This window comes from Streptomyces sp. DSM 110735 (assembly GCF_016482685.1).
Lineage (GTDB): Bacteria > Actinomycetota > Actinomycetes > Streptomycetales > Streptomycetaceae > Streptomyces.
In genome coordinates, this window is sequence record NZ_JACYHF010000004.1 from 1 (window position 1) to 26,094 (window position 26,094).

The following is a 26,094-nucleotide window of genomic DNA, read 5'->3' on the forward strand; positions in this document are numbered from 1 at the left end:
TTTTTTTTTTAATAATACCCGGGGGGGGGTCCCCGGGGGGGGGGCCGGGGGGGCTGGGGGGGGGGGGGGGGGTAACGGGTTTCGGGGGGGGGGGGGGGGGGGGGGGGGGCCCCCCGCCCCGGGGCGCCCTCCTGTTTCCCCCGTACTCCCCGTACGGTCCTTCCCGGTCCCCGTGGACGGTCGGTCCACGGGCCCCCGTGCCTCGCTTCCGCCGACGGATCGGCGGAAGGAGCGGCAGGCGGGCGGGCGCCGTTCCGCCGCCCCGTGTCGGCGGTGCCGGGCCGCGCCCCTTGCCGTGCCTCCACTCTCCCGCCCGGGCGCCCTCCGGCCCATCCGCGCGGCTACTCATCTCGCCGTCTAGGTACGGATACTCAGCCCTCCGCACGCGAACCCGCCCCCCAGAGCCGCGCGCTGGCTACCATCGCCTCCGTGTCCGTACTCCCCCTGGTCTTCACCAGCGGCTGGGCCAGCGGCGTCAACGCCTACGCGGTGGTGCTGCTCCTCGGCCTGTTCGGCCTGACCGGGGTGAGCGACGACGTCCCGCAGACCCTGCAGCGCCCCGAGGTGCTCATCGCGGCGGGTGTGCTGTTCCTCCTTGAGACGGTCGCCGACAAGATCCCGTACGTGGACTCGGTGTGGGACTCCGCGCACACGGTGATCCGTCCGCTCGCGGGCGCCTGGGTCGGGGCGCTGCTCGCCGGGCACAGCGGTTCGCTCTCCGACGTCGCCGCCGGGCTGGTCGGCGGTTCGACGGCGCTGGCCAGCCATGCCGTGAAGGCCGGGACGCGGATGGCGGTCAACACCTCCCCCGAGCCGGTCAGCAACATCGTGCTGAGCCTGGCCGAGGATCTCGGGGTGGGCGGGATCGTGTCGTTCGCGATGTTCCATCCGGAGGCGGCGGCGATCATCTGCGCGGTGCTGCTGGTCTCCGGGCTTGTCGTGATGGTCTTCCTCGTCTCCCGCATCCGCCGCTTCCTGCGCCGCCGCGCCCAGCGCCGCGAGGAACGCAGGCTCGCCTCGCGGATGGACGGACCGCCCTAGGACCTCTCCGACGGCGTTGTCGGTGGGGGTCGGTAAAGTCGCGGTCATGGCACGGATTGTGGTGATCGGCGCCGGGATGGGCGCGATGGCGTGCGCCGCCCGGCTGGCCGTCGCGGGCCACCGGGTGACGGTGTACGAGCGGGACGAGACGTACGGCGGCGCGGTGCGCCGTTTCGAGCGGGACGGGTTCGCCTTCGACACCGGTCCGGGGCTGCTGCCGCTGCCCGCCGTCTACCGCGATCTGTTCCTGAAGACCGGCAAGGAGCCGCTGGAGGACCTGGTCGAGCTGGTCCAGGTGGACCCCGCCGCCCGGCACGTCTTCGCGGACGGCACCCGTGTCGACCTGCCCAACGCCTCGCGCGCCGGGGTCGTCGCGGCTCTGGACGGGACGCTGGGCGCCGGAGCCGGGCAGCGCTGGGGCGACTTCCTGGTCCGGGCGCGTGAAGCCTGGGACCGCACCCGCCGCCCGCTCCTCGAAGAACCCCTGTGGCCCAACTGGCGGGTGCTGGCGGACCGCGAGCCCTACCCGTCGGTCCCGCACAAGAAGCTGCTGCGCACCCGCCGCGCCTCGACACTCGCCGAGGTCGGCGCCTGGGAGCTGCGCGACGAGCGCCTCCAGGAACTCCTGTCGAGCCACGCCCTCGCCTACGGTCTCGACGCGCGCACCGCCCCCGCGAGCGCGGCCGTGCTGCCGTACATGGAGCACGCCTTCGGCACCTGGTACGTACGCGGCGGGATGCGCGAGCTGGCCCGCGCGGTGTACGAGCGGTGTGTGCGGCGCCGGGTGGAGTTCGTCTTCGGCGCCGAGGTGACCCGGGTGGTGGAGAAGGACGGCCGGGCGGCGGGCGTGGAACTGGCCGACGGTTCGGCGGTCGAGGCGGACACGGTCGTCGCGGGTGTGGACCCGGTGCTGCTCGGCTCCCTGACGGACCGTGCGCTGGACGGCGAGGGCGATGTCGCGTCCGGGCACGCCCCCTCGGACGCCGCCCGGTTCACCGTGCTGCTGGCGCTGCGCGGTGCCCGGGAGGAGGGCGCCCCCCACCGCACGGTGGTGCACTCCCCGGAGGACCAGGCGGAGTTGGACTTCCTGACATCCCCCGGCGGCGACCTGCCGCCGCGCCCCACGGTGACCGTGTTCCGCCCCGGCGACCCCGCGCTGCGCCCCGACGACGCCCACGAGTCGGCCGTGCTCTGCGCGACCGTCCCGGTGGACGGGGGCTGGGAGGACCCGGAGAAGGTCGCCCACGCCACCGAGTTGATGCTCGACGCCGCGAGCGCGGCGATACCCGACCTGCGCGAACGCCTGCTCTGGCACGAGGTGGTGACGCCGGACCGGACCGGTGCCGTGCCCGCGCCCTCGCTCGCCGCGGGCGGCGGTCGGTTCCTGCATCCCGCCAACTCCACGCGGCTGCCCGGGCTTTACCGGGTCGGCGGCTGGTCCCACCCCGGCGGCGGGCTGCCGCACGCGGGCATGTCGGGCGCGCTGGTGGCCGGACTCGTCGTGGAGGGACCGGAGTTCCGCGGCTCGACGTGAGCCGCGGACGCGCTCAGTAGCGGTACTGCTCGTCGTACCCGGCGTTCGGCTGCTGCTGCGCCTGCCCCTGGTAGGGGTACGGCTGCTCCTGCGGGAGTTCGCCGCCGTACTCGTCGGTGCGCTGCTGCGGCACCCAGACTCCGCCGGCCGGGGTCTGGCCGTCGCCGTAGCCGCCGGTGCCGTAGGCGGTGTCCTGCCCGTAGGTCTGCTGTGTCTGCTGGGCGTACTGCTGCTGGCCGTAGCCGGAGGTGTCGTAGCCGCTGTAGTCCTGCGTCTGGGTGGCGGCGTACGGGTCCTGGTAGGTGCCGTAGCCCTGGGCGCCGTTGGTGGCGTCGTAGCCGTAGGACTGCTGCTGGGTCTGGTCGTAGCCCGAGTAGTCGTAGGCGTATGCCTGTTCGCCGGTGGGCTGCTGCTGGGGGGCGCTCTGGGTCTGGTCGCCGTAGACACCGTAGGAGCCGGTGTCGTCGGGCATCGGCTGGGGCTCGTAGACGGTGGTCGCCTCGGCGCCGGGCTCGGGCGTGCGGACCGGGGTGAACACGTCGTCCCGGTCGTAGGCGTCGTCGTCGAAGTCGGCGCCCTCGCGGGCGTAGGCGGGCGGCTCGTAGGCGGCGGGCTCGGTGTCGCCTTCGGTGCCACCGGCGCCGAACACCGGGTCCTGGTGCTCACCCCGGCGGCCACGGCGCTTGGCGGGCGCCGCCTCTTCCCCGTCAACGGGCCGCTTGACCGCCCAGCCCGCCGCGAAGCCCTTGCGGAACGAGAGCGTGACGTAGGTCTGGCCGACCGCGAAGGCGATCGCGCCTATGCCGATGACGATCACGGACGGCAGCAGCACGCCGACCACGACGCCGAGGAAGCCGGTGAACGCGAGCAACCGCCAGCGCAGCCGCGCCTTGTACTGCAGCAGCACTTCGCCGAGCAACCACAGCGCGACGATGCCGAACGCGATGTAGAGGACCGTCCAGCCCATGTACGCCCCTCTCCCAGTGACCGTTACGCAGTGTGTCGTACGCCGGTGCGGCCGGTCTAGGCCCGCGGGGGGTGATGCAGGCCCAGGTTCTCGTAGATTTCCAGTGTCGCCGTGGAGTTGTTGAGCGTGATGAAGTGCAGTCCGGGCACTCCTTCTGCGAGCAGGCGCGCGCAGAACTCCGTGGCGAAGTCGATGCCAAGGGAGCGTACAGCCGCCGGGTCGTCCTTCGCTGTGAGGATCCGCTCTTTCAGCTCGGACGGGAAGACGGCGTTGCTGAGTTGTGGCAGTCGTTCCAGCATCCGCACACTCGTGACCGGCAGGATCTCGGGGATCACCGGGGTCTCGCAGCCCGCCGCGGCGACCCGGTCGCGCAGCCGGAGATACGACTCGGGCTGGAAGAACATCTGGGTGATCGCGTAGTCGGCGCCCGCGCGGCACTTGTCCACGAAGTGGGACACGTCGGTGTCCCAGTCGCTGGAGCGCGGGTGCATCTCGGGGAAGGCGGCGACGCCGACGCAGAAGTCGCCCGACTCCTTGATGAGCTGGACGAGTTCGGCGGCGTAGGTCAGTCCCCGGGGGTGCGCGACCCAGTCGCCCATGGGGTCGCCGGGCGGGTCGCCGCGCACGGCGAGCATGTTGCGGATGCCCGCGTCGGCGTACTGCCCGATGATGTTGCGCAGTTCGGCGACCGAGTGGTCCACGGCGGTGAGATGGGCGACCGGGGTGAGCGTCGTGTCCACGACGATCTGCTGGGTCTCCTTGACCGTGGTGGCGCGGGTCGAGCCGCCCGCGCCGTAGGTGACGGAGACGAAGTCGGGGGCCACCGCCTCGACCCGGCGCAGCGCGTTCCACAGGTTCCGCTCGCCGGTCGGGGTTTTCGGCGCGTAGAACTCGAAGGAGTACGCCGTCTTGCCGGTGGCGAGGATGTCCCGGACGGTCCGGGCGCGATCAGTCCTGGTGGATGCGGTTCCGAGGGCCATACCCGCAGGTTAGCCAGGGGTCGCCGGTCCCCCAACCGGGAACCGGCGATATGGCCGAATTGCCGGACGCTTGTCCATCCCTTGGACAGGAACGGCGCGATCCAGGGGGCTGTCAGACCTCGCGCAGCCGCTTGGCGAACTCCGCCGCCGCCGCGCCCGGGTCGTCCGCCTCGGTGAGCGCGCGGACCACGACCGCCCGGCGGGCGCCCGCCTCCAGCACCTCGTCGAGGTTGCCGAGGTCGATGCCGCCGATGGCGAACCAGGGGCGCTCGGTGCCGAGCCGGGCGGTGTACCGGACGAGGTCCAGTCCGGGGGCGGGGCGTCCGGGCTTGGTCGGGGTGGGCCAGCAGGGACCGGTGCAGAAGTAGTCCACGCCGTCCTGGACGGCGGCAGCGGCGGCTTCCGCCCCGCTGTGGGTGGAGCGGCCGATCAGCACGTCGTCGCCGAGGATCGCGCGCGCTGCCGGGACCGGCAGGTCGCCCTGGCCGAGGTGGAGCACGTCGGCGCGGGCGGCGTGGGCGACGTCGGCGCGGTCGTTGACCGCGAGCAGCTTGCCGTGGCGGGCGCAGGCGTCGGCGAAGACCTCCAGGTGCGCCAGCTCCTCGGCGGCTTCCAGACCCTTGTCGCGCAACTGCACGATGTCGACGCCGCCCGCGAGGACCGCGTCCAGGAACTCGGCGAGGTCGCCCTGCCGGGTGCGGGCGTCCGTGCAGAGGTAGAGCCGGGCGTCGGCGAGGCGGGTGCGGGCGGTGTCGGACATGCGGTGGTCCCCCGGGTGTTCGGTGGTGCGGTGCGGGTCGGACGGCGTGCGGGCGTCGGCCGGTGACCGTCCGGTGCCCCGGCGGACGGGACGAACGCCGCCCGCCGGGGCTCTGGTGCGGTGGGTCAGACGGCCAGCGCCTGGGCCCGGCGCTTCACCTCCGTGCCGCGATTCTCGCTCAGCGCCTGGGCGGGGGTGCCCGGCAGGGAGGGGTCGGGAGTGAACAGCCACTCGATCATTTCTTCGACCGTGAAGCCGTCGTCCCGCAGGAGCGTCAAGGTGCCGACCAGGCCCTTGACGACCTTGTCCCCGTCGATGAAGGCGGCGGGGACGTGCAGCGCCCGGTTCTCACCACGGCGTACGGCGATGAGCTGGCCCTCCTTGACCAACTGCCGCACACGCGTCACCTCGACACCGAACTGTTCGGCGATGTCGGGGAGGGTGAGCCAGGCGGGGACGAGAGCATCGATCTTTGCGTCAATCTCGGTCACACGACCAAGCCTGCCATCCTCTGCCGACGGGAGGAAACCAGGACGGTCCGCCCGGGTCGCCCCAAAGCCCGTCCCGAGCCACCGCGAGCCGCCCCGGACCGTCCCGGCAGCCGCCCGACCGTGGCCGGGACCAGGGCCTGTCCGGCGGATCTTCGTGGAGCAGCCCGCGGCGTCTGGTGCGTGCTCTCGGCGTGCGCCCGGATCCCCCTCGTACTGGACGTACTCGGGTGATTCGGGCGTGCGGCGAGAGTGCGTGCCAGGCGTCGCGGGCCCACGAAGATCCGCCGGACAGGCCCTAGCCCGCCACCGCCTCCTTCAGCGGGCGCGCCGGGTCCGCGAGGACGCCCGCGTCCAGCGTGCGCCCCGACTCGATCAGCCGCCGTCCCTGGGCGAGATCGCGCGGTCGGCCGACGGCCAGCAGGGCGACCAGGCGGTCCTCGCGCAGCCAGCACAGGGTCCAGGCCGCCTCCTCGGGCGCGCCGCGCCAGACCGTGCGGTCGGCGGCAGCGTGGTGACCGGCGTACTGCACGAAGCGCCCGAACTGCTCCGACCAGAAGTACGGCACCGGGTCGTAGGGCGCGGTGCCCGCCTCCAGGATGTCGGCGGCGACCGTGCGGGGACCCTGGAGGGCGTTGTCCCAGTGGTGGACGAGCAGCCGGTCGCCGTAGCGGGCCGAGGGGAAGGAGACGCAGTCGCCGACCGCGTACACGTCCTCGGCGGAGGTGCGCAGCCGGTCGTCGGCCAGGACCTCGCCGTGCTTGCCCAGCTCGATGCCCGAACCGGCGAGCCAGGCGGTGGCGGGGCGGGCGCCGATGCCGACCACGACGGCACCGGCGGGCAGCCGGGTGCCGTCGGAGAGCACGACGGCGCCGGGCTCGACGCGCTCCACGCGGGCGCCGGTGCGCAGCTCGACGCCCGCCGCCTCGTACCAGTCGGCCATCGGCGCGGCGGCCTCCTCGGGCAGCGCCTCGGCCAGCGGCCGGTCGGCTGCCTCGACGACGGTGACCGCGCAGCCCGCCTCGCGGGCGGCGGTGGCGAACTCGGCGCCGATCCAGCCCGCGCCCACCACGACGACGTCGTGCTGTCCGGCGAGGACCGGGCGCAGCCGTTCGGCGTCGTCCAGGGTGCGCAGCAGGTGCACGCCGGGCGCGTCGTCCGTGCCGGGCAGCCGGACGGGTGCGGCGCCGGTGGCCAGGACCAGCGCGTCGTACGGGACGGGACCCGCCTCGGTGTCCAGCTCGTGGTCGGCGGGGCGGACGCCGAGGGCGGCGACACCGAGTCTGAGGTCGATGCCGAGCGAGGCGAAGTCCACGTCGAAGGCGGAGTCCTCGGTCTTGCCGAGGAGGAGTGCCTTGGACAGCGGCGGCCGGTCGTACGGCTGGTGCGGCTCGTCGCCGATCAGGGTGATGGTCCCGGCGAAGCCCTGCTCGCGCAGGGCGACCGCGGTCTGCACCCCGGCCATGCCCGCCCCCGCGACGACCACGCGCCGCCCGCCCGCCCCGCTCTCCCGCGGTGTCTGCTCGCTCACCCGGCCACCATAGACGGCCGCGCGATCACTGACGCCTCCTCAGCCCGCGTCCGGGGGCCGAGATACCGGGGACATGCGCCGAGGACTAGGGTGGCCACCGTAGAAAGCACTCGCGGGAGCCCGGACGCACCGGGCTGAGAGGGAGGCTGGCGGCCTCCGACCGTACGAACCTGATCCGGGTCATGCCGGCGAAGGGAGGGGCTGAACGCCCATGCACGCAGGTATGCCGGAGAACCCCGTGTCCGGGAAACCCGTGTCCGGAAAACCCGCGGCGGGCACGAGCGACGTGCTCGTGATCGGCGGCGGGATCATCGGTCTGGCCACGGCGTGGCGGACCGCGCGGCGCGGACTCGCCGTCACGGTGGTGGACCCCGAGCCCGGCGGCGGCGCCGCGCGGGTCGCGGCGGGGATGCTCGCCGCCGTCACCGAACTGCACTACGGCGAGGAGGCGCTGCTCGCCCTCAACCTGGAGTCCGCCCGCCGCTACCCGGACTTCGCCGCCGAGCTGACCGAGGCGACCGGGCTCGGGCTCGGCTACCGCCGCTGCGGCACCCTCGCGGTCGCGCTCGACGCCGACGACCGCGCCCACCTGCGCGAACTGCACGCGCTCCAGCTCCGCTCCGGTCTGGAGTCGGAGTGGCTGACCGGGCGCGAGTGCCGCCGCCTTGAGCCGATGCTGGCGCCGGGCGTGCGCGGCGGACTCCGGGTGGACGGGGACCACCAGATCGACCCGAGACGGCTCGCCACGGCCCTCGTGCTGGCCTGCGAGCGGGCCGGGGTGGTGTTCCACCGGGCGTGGGCCGCGCGGCTCGACACGGCCGGTGGGCGCGCCGTCGGCGTCACCGGCGAGGACGGCACCGTGCTGCGCGCGCCCCGGGTGGTCCTCGCGGGTGGCAGCACCAGCGGACGGCTCACCGGGGTCCCCGAGGACGTGCTGCCGCCGGTGCGCCCGGTCAAGGGCCAGGTGCTGCGGCTGACCGTGCCGCCCCGGTACGCGCCGTTCCTCAGCCGGACCGTACGGGCCGTGGTGCGCGGCGGGCAGGTCTATCTGGTGCCCCGCGAGAACGGCGAGCTGGTCGTCGGCGCCACCACCGAGGAGCAGGGCTGGGACACCACGGTGACCGCGGGCGGGGTGTACGAGCTGCTGCGCGACGCCCACGAACTGGTGCCCGGGATCACCGAGCTGCCGCTGACCGAGACCGGCGCCGGACTGCGCCCCGGCTCCCCCGACAACGCTCCGCTGCTCGGCGCCTCCGGTCTGGAGGGGCTGCTGCTCGCCACCGGCCATTACCGCAACGGCGTCCTGCTCACGCCCGTCACCGGCGACGTCATGGCGGACCTGCTGACCGGCGCCGAGCCCCCGGAAGCCGCGCGCCCGTTCACCCCGGCCCGGTTCGCCGCCCCCGCGTCCACGCCCGCCCCCGCGCCCGCAGCCGCCGTATCCACCCCCCTGGAGCACTCCGCATGAACATCTCCGTCAACGGGGAGCCCCGCGAGGTGGCTCCCGGCACCGCCCTCGACGCCCTGGTGCGGACCCTGACCCCGGCGCCCTCCGGAGTGGCCGCCGCTCTCAACGAGACCGTCGTCCCGCGCACCCGCTGGGCGGAGACCGGTCTGACCGAGGGCGACCGGGTCGAGGTGCTGACCGCCGTGCAGGGAGGCTGAGCCATGAGCGACGACCCGCTGGTCATCGGCGACCTGACCCTGGACTCCCGGCTGATCATGGGCACCGGCGGCGCCCCCAGCCTCGACGTCCTGGAGCGCGCCCTGACCGCCTCCGGCACCGAGCTGACCACGGTCGCGATGCGCCGCGTCGACCCGGGCACCCACGGCTCGGTCCTCTCGGTCCTGGAGAAGCTGAACGTACGGGTGCTGCCGAACACGGCGGGCTGCTACACCGCGGGCGAGGCGGTGCTCACCGCCCGCCTGGCCCGCGAGGCGCTCGGCACCGACCTGGTGAAGCTGGAGGTCATCGCGGACGAGCGGACCCTGCTGCCGGACCCGGTGGAGACCCTGGAGGCGGCGGAGACGCTGGTGGACGACGGCTTCACCGTGCTGCCGTACACCAACGACGATCCCGTTCTCGCCCGGAAACTGGAGGACGTGGGCTGCGCGGCCGTCATGCCGCTGGGCTCGCCCATCGGCTCGGGGCTCGGCATCCGCAACCCGCACAACTTCCAGTTGATCACCGAGCACGCGCGCGTGCCGGTGATCCTGGACGCGGGCGCGGGCACCGCCTCGGACGTGGCGCTGGCGATGGAGCTGGGGTGCGCAGGCGTGATGCTCGCCTCCGCCGTCACCCGGGCGCAGGAACCGGAGACCATGGCCGCCGCGATGCGGCACGCGGTGCTGGCGGGACGCCTGGCTCGGCTGGCCGGACGCATCCCGCGCAGGCACTTCGCCGAGGCGTCCTCGCCCGTGGAGGGGCGCGCGCACCTGGACCCCGAGCGCCCCGCGTTCGGCTGAGCGCCTCGTCACAGCTCTGCCGCAATCCGTCCCGGCGGCCCCTTCCGGGACGGGAGTGCCGGTCGTCCCTCGTAGACTCCTTCGCGTGGATGCAACGCTTCAGGACCCTCTTGTCGGGCAGGTGCTCGACGGCCGCTATCGCGTCGACGCGCGGATCGCCGTCGGCGGGATGGCCACGGTCTACCGGGCCCTGGACATGCGCCTGGACCGGGTGCTCGCCGTCAAGGTGATGCACCCGGCGCTGGCCGCCGACGGGGCGTTCGTGGAGCGCTTCATCCGGGAGGCGAAGTCGGTCGCCCGGCTCTCCCACCCCAACGTGGTGCAGGTCTTCGACCAGGGCACCGACCGCTCGTACGTCTATCTGGCGATGGAGTACGTCGCCGGGTGCACCCTGCGCGACGTGCTGCGCGAGCGCGGGGCGCTCAGGCCGCGGGCTGCCCTCGACATCCTGGAGCCGGTGCTCGCCGCGCTCGGTGCCGCGCACCGGGCCGGGTTCGTGCACCGGGACATGAAGCCCGAGAACGTGCTGATAGGGGACGACGGCCGGGTCAAGGTCGCCGACTTCGGTCTGGTGCGCTCGGTGGACACCGTGACCAGCACGACCGGCGCCGTCCTCGGCACCGTCTCCTACCTCGCCCCGGAGCAGATCGAGCGGGGCGCCGCCGATCCGCGCGTGGACGTGTACGCGTGCGGTGTCGTGCTCTACGAGATGCTGACCGGCGCCAAGCCGCACTCCGGGGACTCCCCCGCGCAGGTGATCTACCGGCATCTGAACGAGGACGTACCCCCGCCGTCGGCGCTGGTCCCCGGGCTCGCGCCCGCGCTGGACGCGCTGGTGGCCGCCGCGACCGCGCGCACGGCCGCCGAGCGCCCCGCCGACGCGGCGGCGCTGCTCGGCGAGGTGCTGCGGGTGCGTTCCGCGCTCACCGGGGAGCAGCTCGACGCCGAACCGCCGGGCGCGCTCACGGCCGGGCACGACAACGCCGAGGACCGTACGAGCGTGATCCCGCGCTCGCTGACCGTGCCGCGCCCGCTGCCGGTGGGCGAGCCGGACGGCACCCCCGGCGGTGACGTGCAGTACACGGCCCGTCTTGAAGCCGACGCCCTGCCGCCCCGGCGCTCCGCCGCCCGTCCCCGGCGCGGGCTGCTCGCGCTGGTCGCCGCCCTGGTGGTGCTGTTCCTCGGCGTGGGCGTCTGGTATGTCAACGCCGGTCAGTTCACCAAGGTCCCGCCGCTGCTGTCGCGCACCGAGGCGCAGGCGAAGAAGCGGCTGGAGTCGGCCGGTCTGAACGTGGGCAAGGTGCGCCACGCCTACAGCGACGCCGTGGAGCGGGGCCAGGTCATCGGCTCCGACCCGTCGGTGGGCGCCCGGATCCGCGACCACGGTTCGGTGGGGCTGACGGTCTCGCTGGGTCCGCGGACGGTGAAGGTGCCGGACCTGACCGGCCGCACCCTGGCCTCGGCGCGGGAGCGGCTGAAGTCGTCCGGTCTGGAGCCGGGCATGGTGACCCGGGAGTTCAGCGACGACGTCGAGCGCGGCTCGGTGATCTCCACGACCCCCGACGCGGGCACCGAGCGGCACGCGGGCTCCGCGGTCGCGCTGGTCGTCAGCAAGGGGCGTCAGGTGGACGTCCCGGACGTCACCGGCGAGGACGTGGACGACGCCACCCAGGACCTGACCGACGCGGGGCTGAAGGTGAAGATCGCCCCCGAGCGGGTGCACTCCTCCGACGTCGACAAGGACGAGGTGGTCCGCCAGACCCCCGCCGAGGGCACCGCCGCCGAGGGCGACACGGTGACGCTGACCCTGTCCAAGGGACCCGAGATGGTCGTGGTCCCGGACGTGACCGGGCAGGACGTGGACACCGCGACCAAGGTGCTGGAGGCGGCCGGGTTCGACGTCGACAAGGACCGCGGGCTGCTCGGGCTGTTCGGGGACACCGTCCGCGGGCAGTCCGTGGAGGGCGGCGACAAGGCGCCCAAGGGTTCCACGATCACCCTGACCATCCGCTGACCAGCGGTCCCGCCCGCTGACCGGTCGCCTTCCGGTGACCGGTCTCACCGCCCTCGGCGGTCCGGCGGGCGGGCCCGGCGTGACACCCTGAACGGGTGACGAGCCAGGCCACCTCCCCCGCATCCGCACCCCTGTCCGGCGCCCTGCGCAACCCCGTCGGCGGCCATGTGCCGGTGGCCGGCGGACTGCACGCGACCGGTCTCTCCTACGCCCGTGAGCTGAAGGCGGAGACCGTGCAGGTCTTCGTCGCCAACCCGCGCGGCTGGGCCACGCCCGCCGGGAACCCGAAGCAGGACGAGGCGTTCCGCGCGGCGTGCGCCGAGGAGTCGGTCCCGGCGTACGTGCACGCGCCCTACCTGATCAACTTCGGCTCGCACACCGAGGCCACCGTCGAGAAGTCCGTGGAGTCGCTGCGCCACTCGCTGCGGCGCGGGCGGGAGATCGGCGCGCTCGGGGTCGTCGTGCACACCGGCAGCGCGACCGGCGGGCGAGCCCGTGAGGTGGCGCTGAAGCAGGTGCGCGAGCACCTGCTGCCGCTGCTGGACGAGCTGACCCACGACGACGACCCGTTCCTGCTGCTTGAGTCCACCGCCGGGCAGGGCGCCTCGCTGTGCTCGCGCACCTGGGACTTCGGGCCGTACTTCGAGGCGCTCGACGCCCATCCGAAGCTCGGTGTCTGCCTGGACACCTGTCACATCTTCGCCGCCGGGCACGACCTGACCGGACCCGACGGGATGCGGCAGACCCTGGACCTGCTGGTGGACACCGTGGGCGAGGGGCGGCTGAAGCTGATCCACGCCAACGACTCCAAGGACGTGGCGGGCGCGCACAAGGACCGGCACGAGAACATCGGCGCCGGGCACATCGGCGAGGAGCCGTTCCGCGCCCTGCTGAACCACCCGGCGACGGCGGGCGTGCCGCTGGTCATCGAGACCCCCGGCGGCAAGGAGGGGCACGCGGCGGACGTGGCCCGGCTCAAGCGGCTGCGCGACGGCTGAGAGCCGTACCGGGGGCGCGGCTCAGAGTTCGGGACCGTCCCCCGGCTGCTCCTGGTAGGAGTAGCGCTGCTCGCGCCACGGGTCGCCGATGTTGTGATAGCCGCGCTGCTCCCAGAAGCCGCGCCGGTCGGCGGTCATGTACTCCACACCGCGCACCCACTTGGGACCCTTCCAGGCGTAGATGTGCGGGACGACCAGGCGGGCGGGGAAGCCGTGCTCGGCGGTGAGGAGTTCGCCGTCCTTGTGGGTGGCGAAGACCGACCGGTCGGAGGCGAAGTCCTCAAGGCGCAGATTGGCGCTGAAGCCGTACTCCGCCCACACCATCACATGGGTGACCCCGGGCCCGGGCGGCGCCAGGTCGAGGAGCGCGCGGGCGGGCACCCCGCCCCATTCGGCGCCCAGCATGCTGAACTTGGTGACGCAGTGCAGGTCGGCCACGACCGTGGTGTACGGCAGCGCCGTGAACTCCTCGTGGGACCAGGCGTGCTTGGCGCCGTCGGCGGTGGCGCCGAAGACCTGGAAGTCCCAGCGCTCGGGACGGAACTTCGGCACCGGTCCGTAGTGGGTGACGGGCCAGCCGCGCTGGAGCCGCTGCCCCGGCGGAAGTTCTGCCTCTGCGCGTGCTCCGGACGCACGTTCCACCGGATGACCCATGCCTCCATCCTGACAGACCGGAGAGGGTGCATCCGACCGGCATCACGCCAATGCGGACATAGCTCACTAAGTATGCACTTACTGGACGAGTTGGGGCACCGGTGAAATCATGCGGCACCATCAGCCAGGATTGCCCGGAAGGAGTCCATCCCGATGCAAGGCGACCCCGAGGTCATCGAGCTGCTCAACGAACAGCTCACCGCCGAGCTCACCGCGATCAACCAGTACTTCCTGCACGCCAAGCTCCAGGACCACAAGGGGTGGACGAAGCTCGCCCAGTACACCCGGGCGGAGTCCTTCGACGAGATGCGGCACGCGGAGGTCCTGACCGACCGCATCCTGCTGCTCGACGGACTGCCCAACTACCAGCGGCTCTTCCATGTCTCGGTCGGGCAGACCGCGACGGAGATGTTCCAGGCCGACCGGCAGATCGAGGTCGAGGCCATCGAGCGGCTGCGCCGGGGCGTGGAGATCATGCGCGCCAAGGGCGACATCACGTCGGCGAACGTCTTCGAGGCGATCCTGGCCGACGAGGAGCACCACATCGACTATCTGGAGACCCAGCTCGACCTGATCGACAAGCTGGGCGAGGCGCTGTACTTGTCCACCACGATCGAGCAGAGCCAGCCGGACTCGTCGGGTCCGGGCACGGGCGGCTTCTCCACCCACTGAGAACCGAGGGGTCAGGCGGCGGCAGGGCGCTGCGGCAGAGCCTCGGAGGCGGTCGCGGTGACCAGCACCGGGGGCCGCTGGGCGATCTGCTCGCGGCGCGGGCAGGCGCCCCGCCCGAGCAGTGCCTGGATACGGCGGACACAGCCGCCGCAGTCGGTGCCCGCCTTGCAGGCGGAGGCGATCTGACGCGGGGTGCAGGCGCCGTCCCGGGCGTGCTGCTCGACCTGCTGCTCGGTGATGCCGAAGCAACTGCAGACGTACACCCGGTTCACCTCCGACGAGAACGCCGTTGTGCGCCATCCCGTATCTCGGTGAGGCAAACCTAACCTAACCCAGCGGTCGGGGGTCGGGAAAGCCGTGGGGCGCGGATCGTCTGTGATCCGCGCCCCACTTCACGCTTCAGGCCACTTCCGCCTCACTGGTCGCGGTACATCTCCGCGACGAGGAAGGCGAGGTCCAGCGACTGGCTGCGGTTGAGCCGGGGGTCGCAAGCCGTCTCGTAGCGCTGGTGGAGGTCGTCGACGAAGATCTCGTCGCCGCCGCCGACGCACTCGGTGACGTCGTCGCCGGTCAGCTCCACGTGAATGCCGCCGGGGTGGGTGCCCAGACCCTTGTGGACCTCGAAGAAGCCCTTGACCTCGTCCAGCACGTCGTCGAAGCGGCGGGTCTTGTGCCCGGAAGCCGCCTCGAAGGTGTTGCCGTGCATCGGGTCGGTCACCCAGGCGACCGTCGCGCCGGACGCCGTGACCTTCTCGACCAGCTCGGGCAGCTTGTCGCGGATCTTGTCGGCGCCCATGCGGACGATGAACGTCAGCCGGCCCGGCTCCCGGTCGGGGTCGAGGCGGTCGATGTAGCGCAGCGCGTCCTCGGCCGTGGTGGTCGGGCCGAGCTTGATGCCGATCGGGTTGCGGACCTTGGAGGCGAACTCGATGTGCGCGCCGTCCATCTGCCGGGTGCGCTCACCGATCCACACCATGTGCCCGGAGACGTCGTACAGCTTGCCGGTGCGGGAGTCGACCCGGGTCAGGGCCGTCTCGTAGTCCAGCAGGAGCGCCTCGTGCGAGGAGTAGAACTCGACGGTCTTGAACTCCTCCGGCTCGGCGCCGCAGGCGCGCATGAAGTTCAGCGCCTGGTCGATCTCGCGGGCGAGCTGCTCGTAGCGCTGCCCGGAGGGGGAGGACTTCACGAAGTCCTGGTTCCAGGCGTGCACCTGGCGCAGGTCGGCGTAGCCGCCGGTGGTGAAGGCGCGGACCAGGTTCAGCGTGGAGGCGGAGGCGTGGTACATCCGCTTCAGGCGCTCGGGGTCCGGGTAGCGGCTCTTCTCGGTGAAGTCGAAGCCGTTGACGGAGTCACCCCGGTAGACCGGCAGGGTCACGCCGTCGCGGGTCTCGGTGGGCTTGGAGCGCGGCTTGGAGTACTGGCCCGCGATCCGGCCGACCTTGACCACCGGCACGGACGCCGCGTAGGTCAGGACGGCGCCCATCTGCAGGATCGTCTTGACCTTGGCGCGGATGTCCTCCGCGCCGACGGCTTCGAAGGACTCGGCGCAGTCGCCGCCCTGGAGCAGGAACGCCTCGCCCTTGGCGACGGACGCCAGGCGGGCGCGCAGCAGGTCGCACTCGCCCGCGAAGACGAGGGGCGGATAGCTCGACAACTCCGCGATCACTTCGCGCAGAGCCTCGGCATCCGGGTATTCGGGCTGCTGCGCCGCGGGCAGGTCTCGCCAGGTCGCCTCGGCGGCGACGGCTCGGGAATCAGCGTTCACGGTCACCCTGTAAACATTACGGGGTCGCCACCCGTGCTCCCGGTCCGGCTCGAAAGGTGAGACGAAGTGACTGCCCCGTGGACGCCCCGCCGGTACGGTAGGGTCGTTTCCATGTTCGCGCCGACGATCCAGAACTGGTGGTGGACCGCTTCTCCGGCGGCCCGCTGACTGCGCGTACTGAAAGACTTCGCGAAGGCCGCCCGAGGGGCGGCCTTCGGTGTTTTTCCGGAGCCTCTCCTCGACCGGCGTCCGCCGTCCCGCTTCTCGGACCGACGCAAGAGGACTCCATGAACCCGACCGACCCCACCGGCGCCACCGCCCCCGCTCGTACGACCGATCTCTCCCGCCTCGCCGGTGGCCCGCGCCCCTTCGCCCTGCTGCACCGCCGCACCCCCGGTCGCGAGGAGCCCACGGTGGAGGTGCTGCTCGGACCCGTCACCGCCCGCGACCGCCTGGCCGACCTGCCCGACGAGGGGCTGGCGCTGATCCCGTTCCGCCAGATCCGCGAGCGCGGCTTCGACGTCCGCGACGACGGCACCCCGCTGCTGGTGCTGACCCCCGAGGAGTCGTACGAGGTCCCGCTCGCCCGCGCGCTGGAAACCCTGCCGGACCGCGCGGTGCGGGTCGAGGGCGGCGGGTTCGACGTGGCCGACGAGGAGTACGCGGAGATCGTCGGGCGGGTGCTGCGCGAGGAGATCGGGCGCGGCGAGGGCGCGAACTTCGTGATCAGGCGGACCTACCAGGGCGAGATCCCGGGCTTCTCGCGGACGGACGCGCTGGCGCTGTTCCGGCGGCTGCTCGCCGGTGAGCGGGGCGCGTACTGGACGTTCGTGGTGTTCACCGGGGAGCGCACGCTGGTCGGCGCGAGCCCCGAGGTCCATGTGCGGATGTCCGGGGGCACGGTGGTGATGAACCCGATCAGCGGGACGTACCGCTACCCGGCCGGGGGACCGACCCCGGAGCATCTGCTGGACTTCCTCGCCGACGCCAAGGAGACCGAGGAACTCTCCATGGTGGTCGACGAGGAACTGAAGATGATGTGCACCGTCGGCGACCAGGGCGGGGTCGTGATCGGACCCCGGCTGAAGGAGATGGCGCACCTCGCGCACACCGAGTACGAGCTGCGCGGGAAGACCTCGCTGGACGTGCGGGACGTGCTGCGGGAGACCATGTTCGCGGCGACGGTCACCGGCTCCCCGGTGCAGAACGCGTGCCGGGTGATCGAGCGGTACGAGCCGACCGGGCGCGGCTACTACGCGGGCGCCCTCGCCCTGCTGGGCCGGGACGCGGGCGGTGCGCGCACGCTGGACTCCCCCATCCTGATCCGCACCGCCGACATCGCCGCCGACGGACATCTGAGCGTGCCGGTCGGGGCGACCCTGGTGCGCGGCTCGGACCCGGCGGGCGAGGTCGCCGAGACCCACGCGAAGGCGGCGGGCGTGCTGGCGGCGCTCGGGGTACGGCCCGCCCGTCCGCGTACCGAGCGGGCGCTGCCCCGGCTCGCGGAGGACCCCCGGGTGCGGGCGGCGCTGGACGGGCGGCGCTCGGCGCTGGCGCCGTTCTGGCTGCGGATGCGGGAGCCTGCCGCGCCGGTCGGTGTGCACGCGCTGGTGATCGACGGCGAGGACACCTTCACCTCGATGCTGGCGCACGTGCTGCGCTCGGCGGGGCTTGAGGTGAGCGTGCGCCGCTTCGACGAGCCGGGACTGCGGGCGACCGCGCTCGCGCACGAGGGTCCGCTGGTGCTGGGTCCGGGTCCGGGCGACCCCGGCGATCCGGCGGACCCGAAGATGCGGGTGCTGCGGGAGCTGACGGCGGCGGCGCTGGGCGACCACCGGCACGGGGTGTTCGGGGTGTGCCTGGGACATGAGCTGATCGCGGCGGAGCTGGGGCTGGAGATCGTCCGCAAGAAGGTGCCGTACCAGGGCGCGCAGACCACGGTCGACCTGTTCGGGCGCCCGGAGACGGTCGGCTTCTACAACAGCTTCGTGGCGCGCTGCGACGACGAGACCGCTGCCGAGCTGGCCGCGCACGGCGTGGAGGTGAGCCGGACGGACGACGGCGAGGTGCACGCGCTGCGCGCGGACCGGTTCGTCTCGGTGCAGTTCCATCCCGAGTCGGTGCTGACCCTGAACGGGGCGGCGCTGGTCCGGGACCTGGTGCTGCGGTCCCGGACGGCGACCGCGTAGCCGCACCGGGAGCCGTCAGCCGTCATCCGTCATCCGAAGAACACCCCCGCCTCCTCGTACAGCTCCGGCTTGACCGTCTTCAGCGTGGCGGTGGCCTCCGCGATCGGGACGCGCACGATGTCGGTGCCCTGGAGGGCGACCATCACCCCGAAGTCGCCCTCGTGGACGCAGTCGACGGCGTGCAGCCCGAAGCGGGTGGCCAGCCAGCGGTCGAAGGCGCTCGGGGTGCCCCCGCGCTGGATGTGCCCGAGCACGGTGGTGCGTGCCTCCTTGCCGGTGCGCTTCTCGATCTGCTTGGCCAGCCACTCCCCGACCCCGGAGAGCCGCACGTGCCCGAAGGAGTCCAGCGACTCGTCCTTGAGCACCACCTCGCCGTCCTGGGGCATGGCGCCCTCGGCGATGACGACGATGGGGGCGTACGACGCCTCGAAGCGGGAGGTGATCCAGCCGCACACCTGGTCCACGTCGAAGCGCCGCTCGGGGATGAGGATGACGTTGGCGCCCCCGGCGAGCCCGGAGTGCAGGGCGATCCAGCCCGCGTGCCGTCCCATGACCTCGCAGACGAGGACCCGCATGTGGGACTCGGCGGTGGTGTGCAGCCGGTCGATGGCCTCGGTGGCGATGTTGACCGCTGTGTCGAAGCCGAAGGTGTAGTCGGTGCCGGAGAGGTCGTTGTCGATGGTCTTGGGCACCCCGACGCAGGGCACCCCGTGCTTCTCGTACAGCTCGGCGGCGACCCCGAGGGTGTCCTCGCCGCCGATCGCGATCAGGGCGTCCACGCCCTCCTCGCGCAGGTGCTCCTTGACCCGGCGCACCCCGTCCTCCTCCTTGAGCGGGTTGGTCCGCGAGGAGCCGAGGATGGTGCCGCCCCGGGGCAGGATGCCGCGCACGGCGGGGATGTCGAGCGGCACGGTGCGGCCCTCCAGCGGGCCGCGCCAGCCGTCCTTGAAGCCGGTGAAGTCGTACCCGTACACCTGCACGCCCTTGCGGACGATGCCTCGGATGACGGCGTTGAGACCCGGGCAGTCGCCGCCACCGGTCAGTACTCCGACGCGCATGGAATGTCCCTTCGCCGAGGTGTCCCGACCCAGCCACGTTAATCGTGATACAGCTCACGCACCGAGGTGGGAAGGGCGATTCCGGTGAATCACCGGTCGGCGCGGGGACTCACTCGTCGTCGAGACCGCGTTCGATGGCGTAACGGACCAGTTCGACGCGGTTGTGCAACTGGAGCTTGCCGAGGGTGTTCTGCACGTGGTTCTGGACCGTGCGGTGCGAGATGACCAGGCGTTCGGCGATCTGCTTGTAGCTCAGCCCCTTGGCGACCAGGCGCAGCACCTCGGTCTCCCGGTCGGTGAGCCGGGGCGCGCCGGGGGCGTCGGTGTCGGGCGCGGGGGCGGGCTCGGCGGCCAGGCGGCGGTACTCGCCGAGGACCAGTCCGGCCAGACCGGGGGTGAACACCGGGTCCCCGGCGGCGGTGCGGCGCACGGCGTCGGTCAGTTCCTCGGTGGAGGCGGACTTCAGCAGATAGCCGGTGGCGCCGGACTTCACCGCCTCAAGCACGTCGGCGTGCTCGCCGCTCGCGGACAGTACGAGGACGCGCAGGGCAGGGTCGTGGGCGACGAGTTCCTTGCACACCTGGACGCCGGGCTTGGCGGGCAGGTTCAGGTCGAGCACGAGCACGTCGGGGGCGGCTGCCTTGGCGCGGCGTACCGCCTGGTCGCCGTCGCCCGCCGTGGCGACCACGGCGAAGCCGGACTCGGCCAGGTCGCGGGCGACCGCGTCGCGCCACATGGGGTGGTCGTCCACCACCATGACCTTGATCGGGTCCTGCTCCGTCATCGCTTCTCCGCCTTCCCGCGCGCCCCTTCGGCGCTCTTCGGTACCGTCAGCTCGACCTCCGTGCCCTGGCCCGGCACCGAGATCAGCTCGGCGCTGCCGCCGAGGTCGCGCAGCCGTCCCCGGATCGACTGGGCCACACCGAGCCTGCCCTCGCCCTCCGCCTCGGCGAGCCGGCCCTCGGGGATGCCGGGACCGTCGTCGCGGACGGTGACCACGATCGCCGCGGGCTCGTCCTCGACGAGGATCCAGGCGCGGGCGTTCTCGCCCGCGTGTGCGCGCACGTTGTCCAGGGCTGCCCCGACGGCGGCGGCCAGCTCGCGCGCGGCGGCCGGGGGCAGCGGCACCGGGGCACCCGGCTCGGCCAGGCTCACCCTCGCCCCGGCGTAGGGGGCGAGCAGGGTGCGCAGGTCGAGCGGACCGTGGTCGTCCGGCACCGACTCCTCGCGCGGCTCCCCGTCCAGTGGCGTACGGGAGACCGGCAGCAGCCCGCCGGAGACCAGCGTGCGCAGGGCGATCTCCTGCTCGCCCGCGAGCCGCCCCAGCTCGGCAGCCTCGCCGCCGATGACCGCGCCGCGCCGCTGCACCATCGCGAGCACCTGGAGCACGCTGTCGTGGATGTCGCGGGCCAGCCGCTCGCGTTCCCGGGTGGCCGCCTCGATCTCCAGGGCGCGGGCGAGGGTGCGCTCGGAGGCGCGGGCGACCTCGACGACGTAGCCGATGGCGATGGAGGCGAGCCAGACCAGGATGACGTTGTGCACGGTGTCGCGGGTCGGGGCGCCGCGTTCGATCAGGTTGGCGGCGGCGACGGCGGTGGAGGCGATCGCCGCCCAGCGCCAGCCGCCCTTGAGGGCGAAGGCGAGCACCGCTCCTGCCGTCCATATCGACGGCAGCGTGGGTCCGCCGCCCGCGATGCGCGCGGGGTCGTCGGTGAACGGGGTGAGCAGGATGCCCGTCACGGCGACGGTCAGGTCGGCGGCGAGGAAGCGCCGGGTGCAGCGCTCGGCGCCGGTGACCCGGGGCAGGGTGACGGCCGTCCAGACGACCAGGACCGCGTAGTACGCGACGGCTGCCCAGGGGCGTACGAAGTGGTCGAAGGCGGTGACGCCCAGACCGACGGCGTACAGCGCCGTCAGCACGCGGTACCCGGCGAGCGCGCGCCACAGCGGCAGCTCGACCGACATCCGCAGAACCCGTCCCCGCCCGGCCACGACCGCCCCCGTCTCCCCCGGTACCGCTTCCCCCGCCGCTCCCCCGAGCCGACCGTCCCCGGCTGGTCCCGGGCTACTCCCCGGTGGTGGCCCCGGCCCCCGCCGCGGCCTCCTTGGCGGCCTTCGCCGCCTCCGCGAGCTGCCGCTTGGCGGCGGTCGCGTACATGTCCACGTACTCCTGGCCCGAGAGCTTCATGATCTCGTACATGACCTCGTCGGTCAGCGCGCGCAGCACGAACCGGTCGTGGTCCATGCCCTGGTAGCGGCTGAAGTCGAGCGGCTTGCCTATCCGGATGCCGGGCCGCATCAGCTTCGGCATCACCTTGCCGGGCGGCTGGATCTTCTCGGTGTCGATCATCGCGACCGGGATGACCGGCGCGCCGGTGGCCAGCGCCACGCGTCCCAGACCGCCGGGCTTGCCCCGGTAGAGCCGGCCGTCGGGTGAGCGGGTGCCCTCGGGGTAGATGCCGAACAGCTCGCCGCGCCTGAGCACGTCTATGCCGCTCTTGATCGCCGCCTCGCCCGCGCCGCGCGCGCCGGAGCGGTCCACGGGGAGCTGTCCGACGCCCTTGAAGAAGGCGGCGGTCAGCCTGCCCTTGACGCCCGGGGTGGTGAAGTACTCCGCCTTGGCGATGAAGGTGACCTTGCGGTTCAGCATCGTGGGGAGGAAGAACGAGTCCGAGAAGGACAGGTGATTGCTCGCCAGGATCGCGGGACCCTCGTCCGGGATGTTCTCCAGACCCTCCACCCAGGGCCGGAAGGCGACCTTGAGCGGCCCTCCGATGGCGAGCTTCATCGTGCCGTACAACACCCGTGTTCCTCCTGAGTTCCGTCGAACAGACCTTAACCCGGTCCGCGCCCGATGGACCCGACGACCCTGGTCGGTGTCGGTACGGTCGCGTACGGTGAAGCACATCCGCCGGTTCCGCACGCCGCTTTCCCCGAACCGTCCCGCACGCACCGGAAAAGTCCCCTTCGCCCTTCTTCGAACAGGAGCCCCCAGGTGCCGGTCCTTCCCGGAGCAGAGCCGTACCGCCACGAAGGCGGGGAAGTGGGTGTCCTCCTCTGTCACGGCTTCACCGGCTCGCCCCAGTCGCTGCGCCCCTGGGCGGAGCACCACGCCGCGCACGGCCTGACCGTCTCGCTGCCCCTGCTGCCCGGACACGGCACCCGCTGGCAGGACATGGCGGCCACCACCTGGGCCGACTGGTACGCGACGCTCGACCGCGAGCTGCGGCAGCTCTCCGAGCGCTGCTCCCAGGTGTTCGTGGCCGGTCTGTCCATGGGCGGCGCGCTGTCCCTCGCGCTGGCCGCGCGGCACGGCGACCGGATCGCCGGGGTGGTCGTCGTCAACCCGGCGAACCGGGTGCACGGTCTGTCCGCGTACGCCCTTCCGGTGGCCCGGCATCTGGTGCCCTCCACGAAGGGCATCGCCAGCGACATCGCCAAGGAAGGCGCCGAGGAGCTGGGCTACGACCGGGTGCCGCTGCACGCCGCGCACTCGCTGCGGGAGTCCCTGCGCCGTCTGGACGGCGAGCTGCCCCGGGTCACCCAGCCGTTGCTGCTGCTGCGCAGCGCGCGGGACCATGTGGTTCCGGCGGCCGATTCCGCCCGGGTGCTGAGCCGGGTGTCCTCGACGGACGTAACGGAGATCGTGCTGGAACAGAGTTACCACGTGGCGACGTTGGACCACGACGCGGACCGGATCTTCGAGGAGAGCCTCGCATTTGTCGGCCGGCTCGCACCCCGTGCCGACGAGGAAGGGACGGCCCCAGTTGGCTGAGCACGACTCCGATCGCGAGGACCGCGAGGAGCGCGAGCCGGACGAGCCGGGTACGACGGACGTGCCCTTCGACGAGGACGCCGCCTGGAAGGCGATCGTCGCCGGGTACGGCGCGGAGCCGCCGGACCCGCCGGGTTCGCGCCCGTTCAGACCCGTCGAGGACCTGGCGCTGCCGGAGATGGACCCGGAGCAGCCCGGCGTCACCCCCGGCGCGTCCCCCGGCGTGGACAAGGACGCCAAGAAGGAGACGAAGAAGGACGCGAAGAAGGACACGGACAAGGGCGCGGACAACGGCGGTGACGGGGAGGAGCCGGGCACGCCCCGGACCGCCCGCCCGCTGGGCAGCTCGATCTCGTTCGCGCCCGGCGTCGGACCGCGCCCCGGACCGCGCGACCACCGCGCGCCCGAGCCCTCCGACGACGACTTCGACGGGGACGACGAGGGCCACTTCGTGCCGCCCGAGCCGCCGCCGCTGCCGGTGGCGGACACCACCGCGAAGTTCGCCTGGCTCGGCGTGATCGGCGGTCCGGTGCTGCTCCTGCTTGCGGTGCTGCTCGGCTGGGAGATGACCTGGTGGCTGGCGACCTGCGGGATCGGCGGCTTCGTGGGCGGCTTCATCACGCTGGTGACGCGGATGCGCACGGACGACGAGGACGGCGGCGGCGACGACCCCGGGCGCGGGGCCGTCGTCTGAGCCTCTTCAGGACGCCCGAGCTTCTTCAGGACGCCCGAGCTACTTCAGGACGCCGGGATTCTGAGGGCGGCCAGGACCGGGAGGTGGTCCGAGGCTGCCCTTAGGTGCGCCTCGGTCACTCCGGGCAGGTCCGTCGGCACTCCGCAGGCGAGCACCTCGATGCCCTTGGTGGCGAAGATCGCGTCGATACGGCGCTGGGGCGCGGCGGCCGGGAAGGTGTCCTCCGCGCCCTGCGGGGCGGTGGTCCGGCAGTCCTGGAGTCCGGCGGCGAGGGCGCGGAAGGTGTGGCCGTCGGGGTCCTCGTTGAGGTCGCCGCCCGCGATCGCGTGCTCGGCGCCCATCCCGGCGAGGCGGTCGAGGAGCGCGGCGCCCTGGTCCCGGCGCTCGTCCCGCTGGAGGCTGAGATGGCAGCTCAGGACGCCGAGGCGGGCCCGTCCGAAGCGGACTTCGGCGGTGGCGAAGCCGCGCCGGTGCAGTCCGGGGGTGAGAGGCAGCAGGACGTCCTCGGTGCGGTCGACCGTGGCCCGCAGCGAGCAGAGGATCGCGGGACCTGCGGCGGGGGCTCCGCCGGTGAGGTAGGTCAGACCGGTGGCGTTCGCGAGGCGGGTGAGCTTCTTGCGCCAGCGGAAGAAGCGGGGGGCTTCCTGGAGGAGGACGAGGTCCGGGGCGCAGGCGTTGATGACTCCGGCCAGGGCTTCGGTGTCGTCCTTCAGGGAGCGGACGTTGTAGGTCAGGACCCGGATGACCGCTGAACCGTCTGACTCCGTCTGGGAGTTGGGGAACGGGGTTGCCATGGGGTCAACCTACGCGGTTCTGGTGTCCGAGCGCCCAACGGCCTGGGGCGCGGGGATCGTTTGCGACTGCCGGTACATCGTGGCTTGTCGCGCAGTTCCCCGCGCCCCTGAAAAGCCTCACATCACCGGGTCGGGCTCCCGGGCCAGGTCCGCCGCGCCCACCATGCCCGCCTTGTTGCCGAGCTGGGCGGCGATGACGTCGGCGACCGGGCGCCAGTTGCCGCCCACCAGCCAGCGCTTGTAGGACTTGCGGATCGGGTCGAGGACGAGTTCGCCCTCGTCGGAGAGACCGCCGCCCACGATGAACGCGGACGGGTCGAACAGCGAGGCCAGGTCGGCGAGACCGGCACCCGCCCAGCGGGCCAGCTCGCGGTAGGAGTCGACGGCCACCGGGTCGCCCTGGCGGGCGGCCATGGAGATGTGCTTGCCCTCGATGCCGTCGGGGGTGCCGTCACCGAGACCGAGCAGGACCTCGGCGTTCTCGGGGGTGGCGTTGGCGCGCTGCTTGGCGTACCGCACCAGGGCGCGCCCGGAGGCGTACTGCTCCCAGCAGCCCTGCGAGCCGCAGCCGCACAGCAGACCGTCCGGGACCATCCGGATGTGGCCGAACTCGGCGGCCACGCCGAAGTGACCCCGGCGCAGCTTGTTGCCGATGATGATGCCGCCGCCGAGACCGGTGCCCAGCGTGATGCAGATGACGTTGCGGTGGCCCTTGCCCGCGCCGAACTTGTACTCGCCCCAGGCGGCCGCGTTGGCGTCGTTCTCCACGACCACGGGGAGGCCCACGCGGGCCTCGACCTCGTCCTTGAGCGGCTCCTGGCGCCAGTCGATGTTGGGCGCGAAGTACACGGTGGAGCGCTGGCGGTTCACGTAACCCGCCGCGCCGATGCCCACGCCGACGATGTCGTGTCCGGCACGCGCGCCCTCCACGGCCGAGGCGATGGCGTCCACGATCGCCCCGGGCGTGCTGGGGGTCGGCACCTTGAAGGTCGAGAGGATGTTGCCTTCCTCGTCGACCACGCCGGCCGCGATCTTGGTGCCGCCGATGTCGACGCCGATGGTGAGTCCCATGAATCCCTCAGTTCCGGTCGAGCCCCGCTAGGGCCAACGGTACCCGAGCCCCTGTGGAGGGAGAGCTGTGGGAGCGCTTCAGTCCAGGTCGATGCGCTCTCCGGGACCGGTGCCCGCGGGACCGGGACCGTCGTCGCCGCCGTCGCCGGGGGCGGTCTCGGGACCGGCCGTCCAGCGGCGCTCCTGGGAGGTGACGGCGGAGCGGTAGGCGGCGAGCAGTTCGGCACCGGCGGCGGCGAGATGGTCGAAGACGTCCGGATTGCGCTCGACCACCGGTTCGACGGCGGCCTTGGCCTGCTGGACGACCTGGCGCACCACCTGCTGGGCGGCGGGTCCCGCGACGGCGCCGAGCAGCGGGGACTGGAGACCGGACAGCTTGTCGGCCACGGTGTCCACGAGCCTGCGCAGCTCCTCGGCGGCGGAGCCGGGGGGCGGCGCCTGCTGGGCGCGGCGGCGGGCCTTCTCGGCGGCGAGGTCCTCGGCGGTGGCCGTGGCCCAGGCGTCGGCGTCGGCCGTCCGCTCCCCGGCGGGCGCCCCCTTGGGCTCCGGCTCCGGCGCGTGGGGGTCGGGGGCGGGGTGCTCTTCGCTCATGGCGGACTCCTGACTACGGTTCGCGTTGTCGACGTTACCCGAACGGGGGACC

Annotated in this window: 27 protein-coding genes and 1 riboswitch; of the genes, 12 read left to right on the top strand and 15 right to left on the bottom strand. The window is 72.8% G+C overall.

Annotation, left to right across the window (positions count from 1 at the left end; all coding sequences use genetic code 11):
• The first annotated feature begins 429 nt into the window (after positions 1–429).
• A complete protein-coding gene (locus IF655_RS08110; RefSeq protein WP_199583361.1) occupies positions 430–1,041 on the top strand; it encodes a DUF4126 domain-containing protein in 612 nt (203 codons plus the stop codon).
• A gap of 46 nt (positions 1,042–1,087) precedes the next feature.
• Positions 1,088–2,575 (top strand): NAD(P)/FAD-dependent oxidoreductase, encoded by a 1,488-nt coding sequence (locus IF655_RS08115; RefSeq protein ID WP_199583362.1) that lies wholly within the window; start codon positions 1,088–1,090, stop codon positions 2,573–2,575.
• A 13-nt stretch (positions 2,576–2,588) separates the two neighbouring features.
• On the opposite strand, the gene IF655_RS08120 is transcribed toward IF655_RS08115, so the two are convergent.
• From IF655_RS08120 to IF655_RS08140, 5 genes are all read right to left on the bottom strand, one after another.
• Entirely contained in the window at positions 2,589–3,542 is a 954-nt protein-coding gene (locus IF655_RS08120; RefSeq protein ID WP_199583363.1) for a hypothetical protein, read from the bottom strand.
• 56 nt (positions 3,543–3,598) lie between these two features.
• A complete protein-coding gene (metF, locus tag IF655_RS08125; RefSeq protein WP_199583364.1) occupies positions 3,599–4,522 on the bottom strand; it encodes a methylenetetrahydrofolate reductase [NAD(P)H] in 924 nt (307 codons plus the stop codon).
• A 112-nt stretch (positions 4,523–4,634) separates the two neighbouring features.
• Entirely contained in the window at positions 4,635–5,282 is a 648-nt protein-coding gene (thiE, locus tag IF655_RS08130) for a thiamine phosphate synthase (protein ID WP_199583365.1), read from the bottom strand.
• A gap of 125 nt (positions 5,283–5,407) precedes the next feature.
• The gene (locus tag IF655_RS08135; protein WP_199583366.1) at positions 5,408–5,773 is read right to left on the bottom strand and encodes an Rv2175c family DNA-binding protein; all 366 of its coding nucleotides are present in this window, start codon (positions 5,771–5,773) and stop codon (positions 5,408–5,410) included.
• Positions 5,774–6,068: 295 nt separating this feature from the next.
• Positions 6,069–7,301 carry an NAD(P)/FAD-dependent oxidoreductase gene (locus IF655_RS08140; RefSeq protein WP_199583367.1) on the bottom strand — a complete coding sequence of 411 codons (1,233 nt, stop codon included), beginning with the start codon at positions 7,299–7,301 and terminating at the stop codon, positions 6,069–6,071.
• Positions 7,302–7,403: 102 nt separating this feature from the next.
• A riboswitch (TPP riboswitch) is annotated at positions 7,404–7,515 on the top strand.
• Positions 7,516–7,524: 9 nt separating this feature from the next.
• Between IF655_RS08140 and thiO the strand changes: the two genes are divergently transcribed.
• From thiO to IF655_RS08165, 5 genes are all read left to right on the top strand, one after another.
• Positions 7,525–8,769 carry a glycine oxidase ThiO gene (thiO, locus tag IF655_RS08145; protein WP_199583777.1) on the top strand — a complete coding sequence of 415 codons (1,245 nt, stop codon included), beginning with the start codon at positions 7,525–7,527 and terminating at the stop codon, positions 8,767–8,769.
• A complete protein-coding gene (gene thiS / locus IF655_RS08150) occupies positions 8,766–8,966 on the top strand; it encodes a sulfur carrier protein ThiS (protein WP_018545575.1) in 201 nt (66 codons plus the stop codon). The genes thiO and thiS overlap by 4 nt, the downstream gene beginning before the upstream one ends.
• Positions 8,967–8,969: 3 nt before the next feature.
• Positions 8,970–9,767 carry a thiazole synthase gene (locus IF655_RS08155; RefSeq protein ID WP_199583368.1) on the top strand — a complete coding sequence of 266 codons (798 nt, stop codon included), beginning with the start codon at positions 8,970–8,972 and terminating at the stop codon, positions 9,765–9,767.
• A gap of 85 nt (positions 9,768–9,852) precedes the next feature.
• A complete protein-coding gene (gene pknB / locus IF655_RS08160) occupies positions 9,853–11,781 on the top strand; it encodes a Stk1 family PASTA domain-containing Ser/Thr kinase (protein WP_199583369.1) in 1,929 nt (642 codons plus the stop codon).
• 95 nt (positions 11,782–11,876) lie between these two features.
• Positions 11,877–12,779, top strand: a complete 903-nt coding sequence (locus IF655_RS08165; protein ID WP_307814887.1) for a deoxyribonuclease IV — start codon at positions 11,877–11,879, stop codon at positions 12,777–12,779.
• Positions 12,780–12,800: 21 nt separating this feature from the next.
• Here IF655_RS08165 and IF655_RS08170 read toward each other — a convergent pair whose 3' ends face one another.
• Positions 12,801–13,433 (bottom strand): sulfite oxidase-like oxidoreductase, encoded by a 633-nt coding sequence (locus tag IF655_RS08170; protein WP_199583370.1) that lies wholly within the window; start codon positions 13,431–13,433, stop codon positions 12,801–12,803.
• 153 nt (positions 13,434–13,586) lie between these two features.
• Between IF655_RS08170 and bfr the strand changes: the two genes are divergently transcribed.
• Positions 13,587–14,105: a bacterioferritin gene (gene bfr, locus IF655_RS08175; protein WP_199583371.1), complete on the top strand. Its 519-nt coding sequence runs from the start codon at positions 13,587–13,589 to the stop codon at positions 14,103–14,105.
• A gap of 11 nt (positions 14,106–14,116) precedes the next feature.
• Here the strand turns inward: bfr and IF655_RS08180 are convergent, their stop codons facing one another.
• Positions 14,117–14,368 carry a bacterioferritin-associated ferredoxin gene (locus IF655_RS08180; RefSeq protein ID WP_199583372.1) on the bottom strand — a complete coding sequence of 84 codons (252 nt, stop codon included), beginning with the start codon at positions 14,366–14,368 and terminating at the stop codon, positions 14,117–14,119.
• A gap of 152 nt (positions 14,369–14,520) precedes the next feature.
• On the bottom strand, positions 14,521–15,876 hold the full coding sequence (locus IF655_RS08185; protein ID WP_374100186.1) for a class II 3-deoxy-7-phosphoheptulonate synthase: 1,356 nt from the start codon (positions 15,874–15,876) through the stop codon (positions 14,521–14,523).
• A 105-nt stretch (positions 15,877–15,981) separates the two neighbouring features.
• On the opposite strand from IF655_RS08185, the gene IF655_RS31750 reads away from it, so the two are divergent.
• Together IF655_RS31750 and IF655_RS08195 are read left to right on the top strand one after the other, a co-directional pair.
• Entirely contained in the window at positions 15,982–16,038 is a 57-nt protein-coding gene (locus IF655_RS31750; RefSeq protein ID WP_356098408.1) for a trp operon leader peptide, read from the top strand.
• A gap of 119 nt (positions 16,039–16,157) precedes the next feature.
• The gene (locus tag IF655_RS08195) at positions 16,158–18,059 is read left to right on the top strand and encodes an anthranilate synthase family protein (protein ID WP_199583375.1); all 1,902 of its coding nucleotides are present in this window, start codon (positions 16,158–16,160) and stop codon (positions 18,057–18,059) included.
• A 29-nt stretch (positions 18,060–18,088) separates the two neighbouring features.
• Here the strand turns inward: IF655_RS08195 and IF655_RS08200 are convergent, their stop codons facing one another.
• The 4 genes from IF655_RS08200 to IF655_RS08215 all read right to left on the bottom strand — a co-directional run bounded on the left by IF655_RS08200 (position 18,089) and on the right by IF655_RS08215 (position 21,920).
• A complete protein-coding gene (locus tag IF655_RS08200) occupies positions 18,089–19,117 on the bottom strand; it encodes a 6-phosphofructokinase (protein ID WP_199583376.1) in 1,029 nt (342 codons plus the stop codon).
• Between the two features lie 109 nt (positions 19,118–19,226).
• On the bottom strand, positions 19,227–19,901 hold the full coding sequence (locus IF655_RS08205; protein ID WP_018545565.1) for a response regulator transcription factor: 675 nt from the start codon (positions 19,899–19,901) through the stop codon (positions 19,227–19,229).
• Positions 19,898–21,109, bottom strand: coding sequence for a MacS family sensor histidine kinase (macS, locus tag IF655_RS08210; RefSeq protein WP_199583377.1), 1,212 nt, complete (start codon positions 21,107–21,109; stop codon positions 19,898–19,900). Before macS ends, IF655_RS08205 begins: the two co-directional genes overlap by 4 nt.
• Before the next feature lie 73 nt (positions 21,110–21,182).
• Positions 21,183–21,920 (bottom strand): 1-acyl-sn-glycerol-3-phosphate acyltransferase, encoded by a 738-nt coding sequence (locus IF655_RS08215; protein ID WP_199583378.1) that lies wholly within the window; start codon positions 21,918–21,920, stop codon positions 21,183–21,185.
• Between the two features lie 192 nt (positions 21,921–22,112).
• Here IF655_RS08215 and IF655_RS08220 point away from each other — a divergent pair, with 192 nt between their 5' ends.
• Positions 22,113–22,892 carry a carboxylesterase gene (locus IF655_RS08220; RefSeq protein WP_199583379.1) on the top strand — a complete coding sequence of 260 codons (780 nt, stop codon included), beginning with the start codon at positions 22,113–22,115 and terminating at the stop codon, positions 22,890–22,892.
• Positions 22,885–23,586 (top strand): hypothetical protein, encoded by a 702-nt coding sequence (locus IF655_RS08225; protein WP_199583380.1) that lies wholly within the window; start codon positions 22,885–22,887, stop codon positions 23,584–23,586. Before IF655_RS08220 ends, IF655_RS08225 begins: the two co-directional genes overlap by 8 nt.
• 44 nt (positions 23,587–23,630) lie before the next feature.
• Here the strand turns inward: IF655_RS08225 and IF655_RS08230 are convergent, their stop codons facing one another.
• From IF655_RS08230 to IF655_RS08240, 3 genes are all read right to left on the bottom strand, one after another.
• Positions 23,631–24,380, bottom strand: coding sequence for an endonuclease/exonuclease/phosphatase family protein (locus IF655_RS08230; RefSeq protein WP_199583381.1), 750 nt, complete (start codon positions 24,378–24,380; stop codon positions 23,631–23,633).
• A gap of 117 nt (positions 24,381–24,497) precedes the next feature.
• Entirely contained in the window at positions 24,498–25,451 is a 954-nt protein-coding gene (locus IF655_RS08235; protein WP_199583382.1) for an ROK family glucokinase, read from the bottom strand.
• Positions 25,452–25,529: 78 nt separating this feature from the next.
• Positions 25,530–26,042 (bottom strand): DUF5304 family protein, encoded by a 513-nt coding sequence (locus tag IF655_RS08240; protein ID WP_199583383.1) that lies wholly within the window; start codon positions 26,040–26,042, stop codon positions 25,530–25,532.
• Positions 26,043–26,094: the final 52 nt, after the last annotated feature.

Coding starts and splice junctions, on each gene's coding strand:
- IF655_RS08155 (WP_199583368.1), top strand. CDS start 8,970: ATGAGCGACGACCCGCTGGTCATCGGCGACCTGACCCTGGACTCCCGG.
- bfr (WP_199583371.1), top strand. CDS start 13,587: ATGCAAGGCGACCCCGAGGTCATCGAGCTGCTCAACGAACAGCTCACC.
- IF655_RS08115 (WP_199583362.1), top strand. CDS start 1,088: ATGGCACGGATTGTGGTGATCGGCGCCGGGATGGGCGCGATGGCGTGC.
- IF655_RS08230 (WP_199583381.1), bottom strand. CDS start 24,380: ATGGCAACCCCGTTCCCCAACTCCCAGACGGAGTCAGACGGTTCAGCG.
- metF (WP_199583364.1), bottom strand. CDS start 4,522: ATGGCCCTCGGAACCGCATCCACCAGGACTGATCGCGCCCGGACCGTC.
- IF655_RS08120 (WP_199583363.1), bottom strand. CDS start 3,542: ATGGGCTGGACGGTCCTCTACATCGCGTTCGGCATCGTCGCGCTGTGG.
- IF655_RS08195 (WP_199583375.1), top strand. CDS start 16,158: ATGAACCCGACCGACCCCACCGGCGCCACCGCCCCCGCTCGTACGACC.
- thiO (WP_199583777.1), top strand. CDS start 7,525: ATGCCGGAGAACCCCGTGTCCGGGAAACCCGTGTCCGGAAAACCCGCG.
- IF655_RS08240 (WP_199583383.1), bottom strand. CDS start 26,042: ATGAGCGAAGAGCACCCCGCCCCCGACCCCCACGCGCCGGAGCCGGAG.
- IF655_RS08235 (WP_199583382.1), bottom strand. CDS start 25,451: ATGGGACTCACCATCGGCGTCGACATCGGCGGCACCAAGATCGCGGCC.
- thiE (WP_199583365.1), bottom strand. CDS start 5,282: ATGTCCGACACCGCCCGCACCCGCCTCGCCGACGCCCGGCTCTACCTC.
- IF655_RS08200 (WP_199583376.1), bottom strand. CDS start 19,117: ATGCGCGTCGGAGTACTGACCGGTGGCGGCGACTGCCCGGGTCTCAAC.
- thiS (WP_018545575.1), top strand. CDS start 8,766: ATGAACATCTCCGTCAACGGGGAGCCCCGCGAGGTGGCTCCCGGCACC.
- IF655_RS08205 (WP_018545565.1), bottom strand. CDS start 19,901: ATGACGGAGCAGGACCCGATCAAGGTCATGGTGGTGGACGACCACCCC.
- IF655_RS08170 (WP_199583370.1), bottom strand. CDS start 13,433: ATGGGTCATCCGGTGGAACGTGCGTCCGGAGCACGCGCAGAGGCAGAA.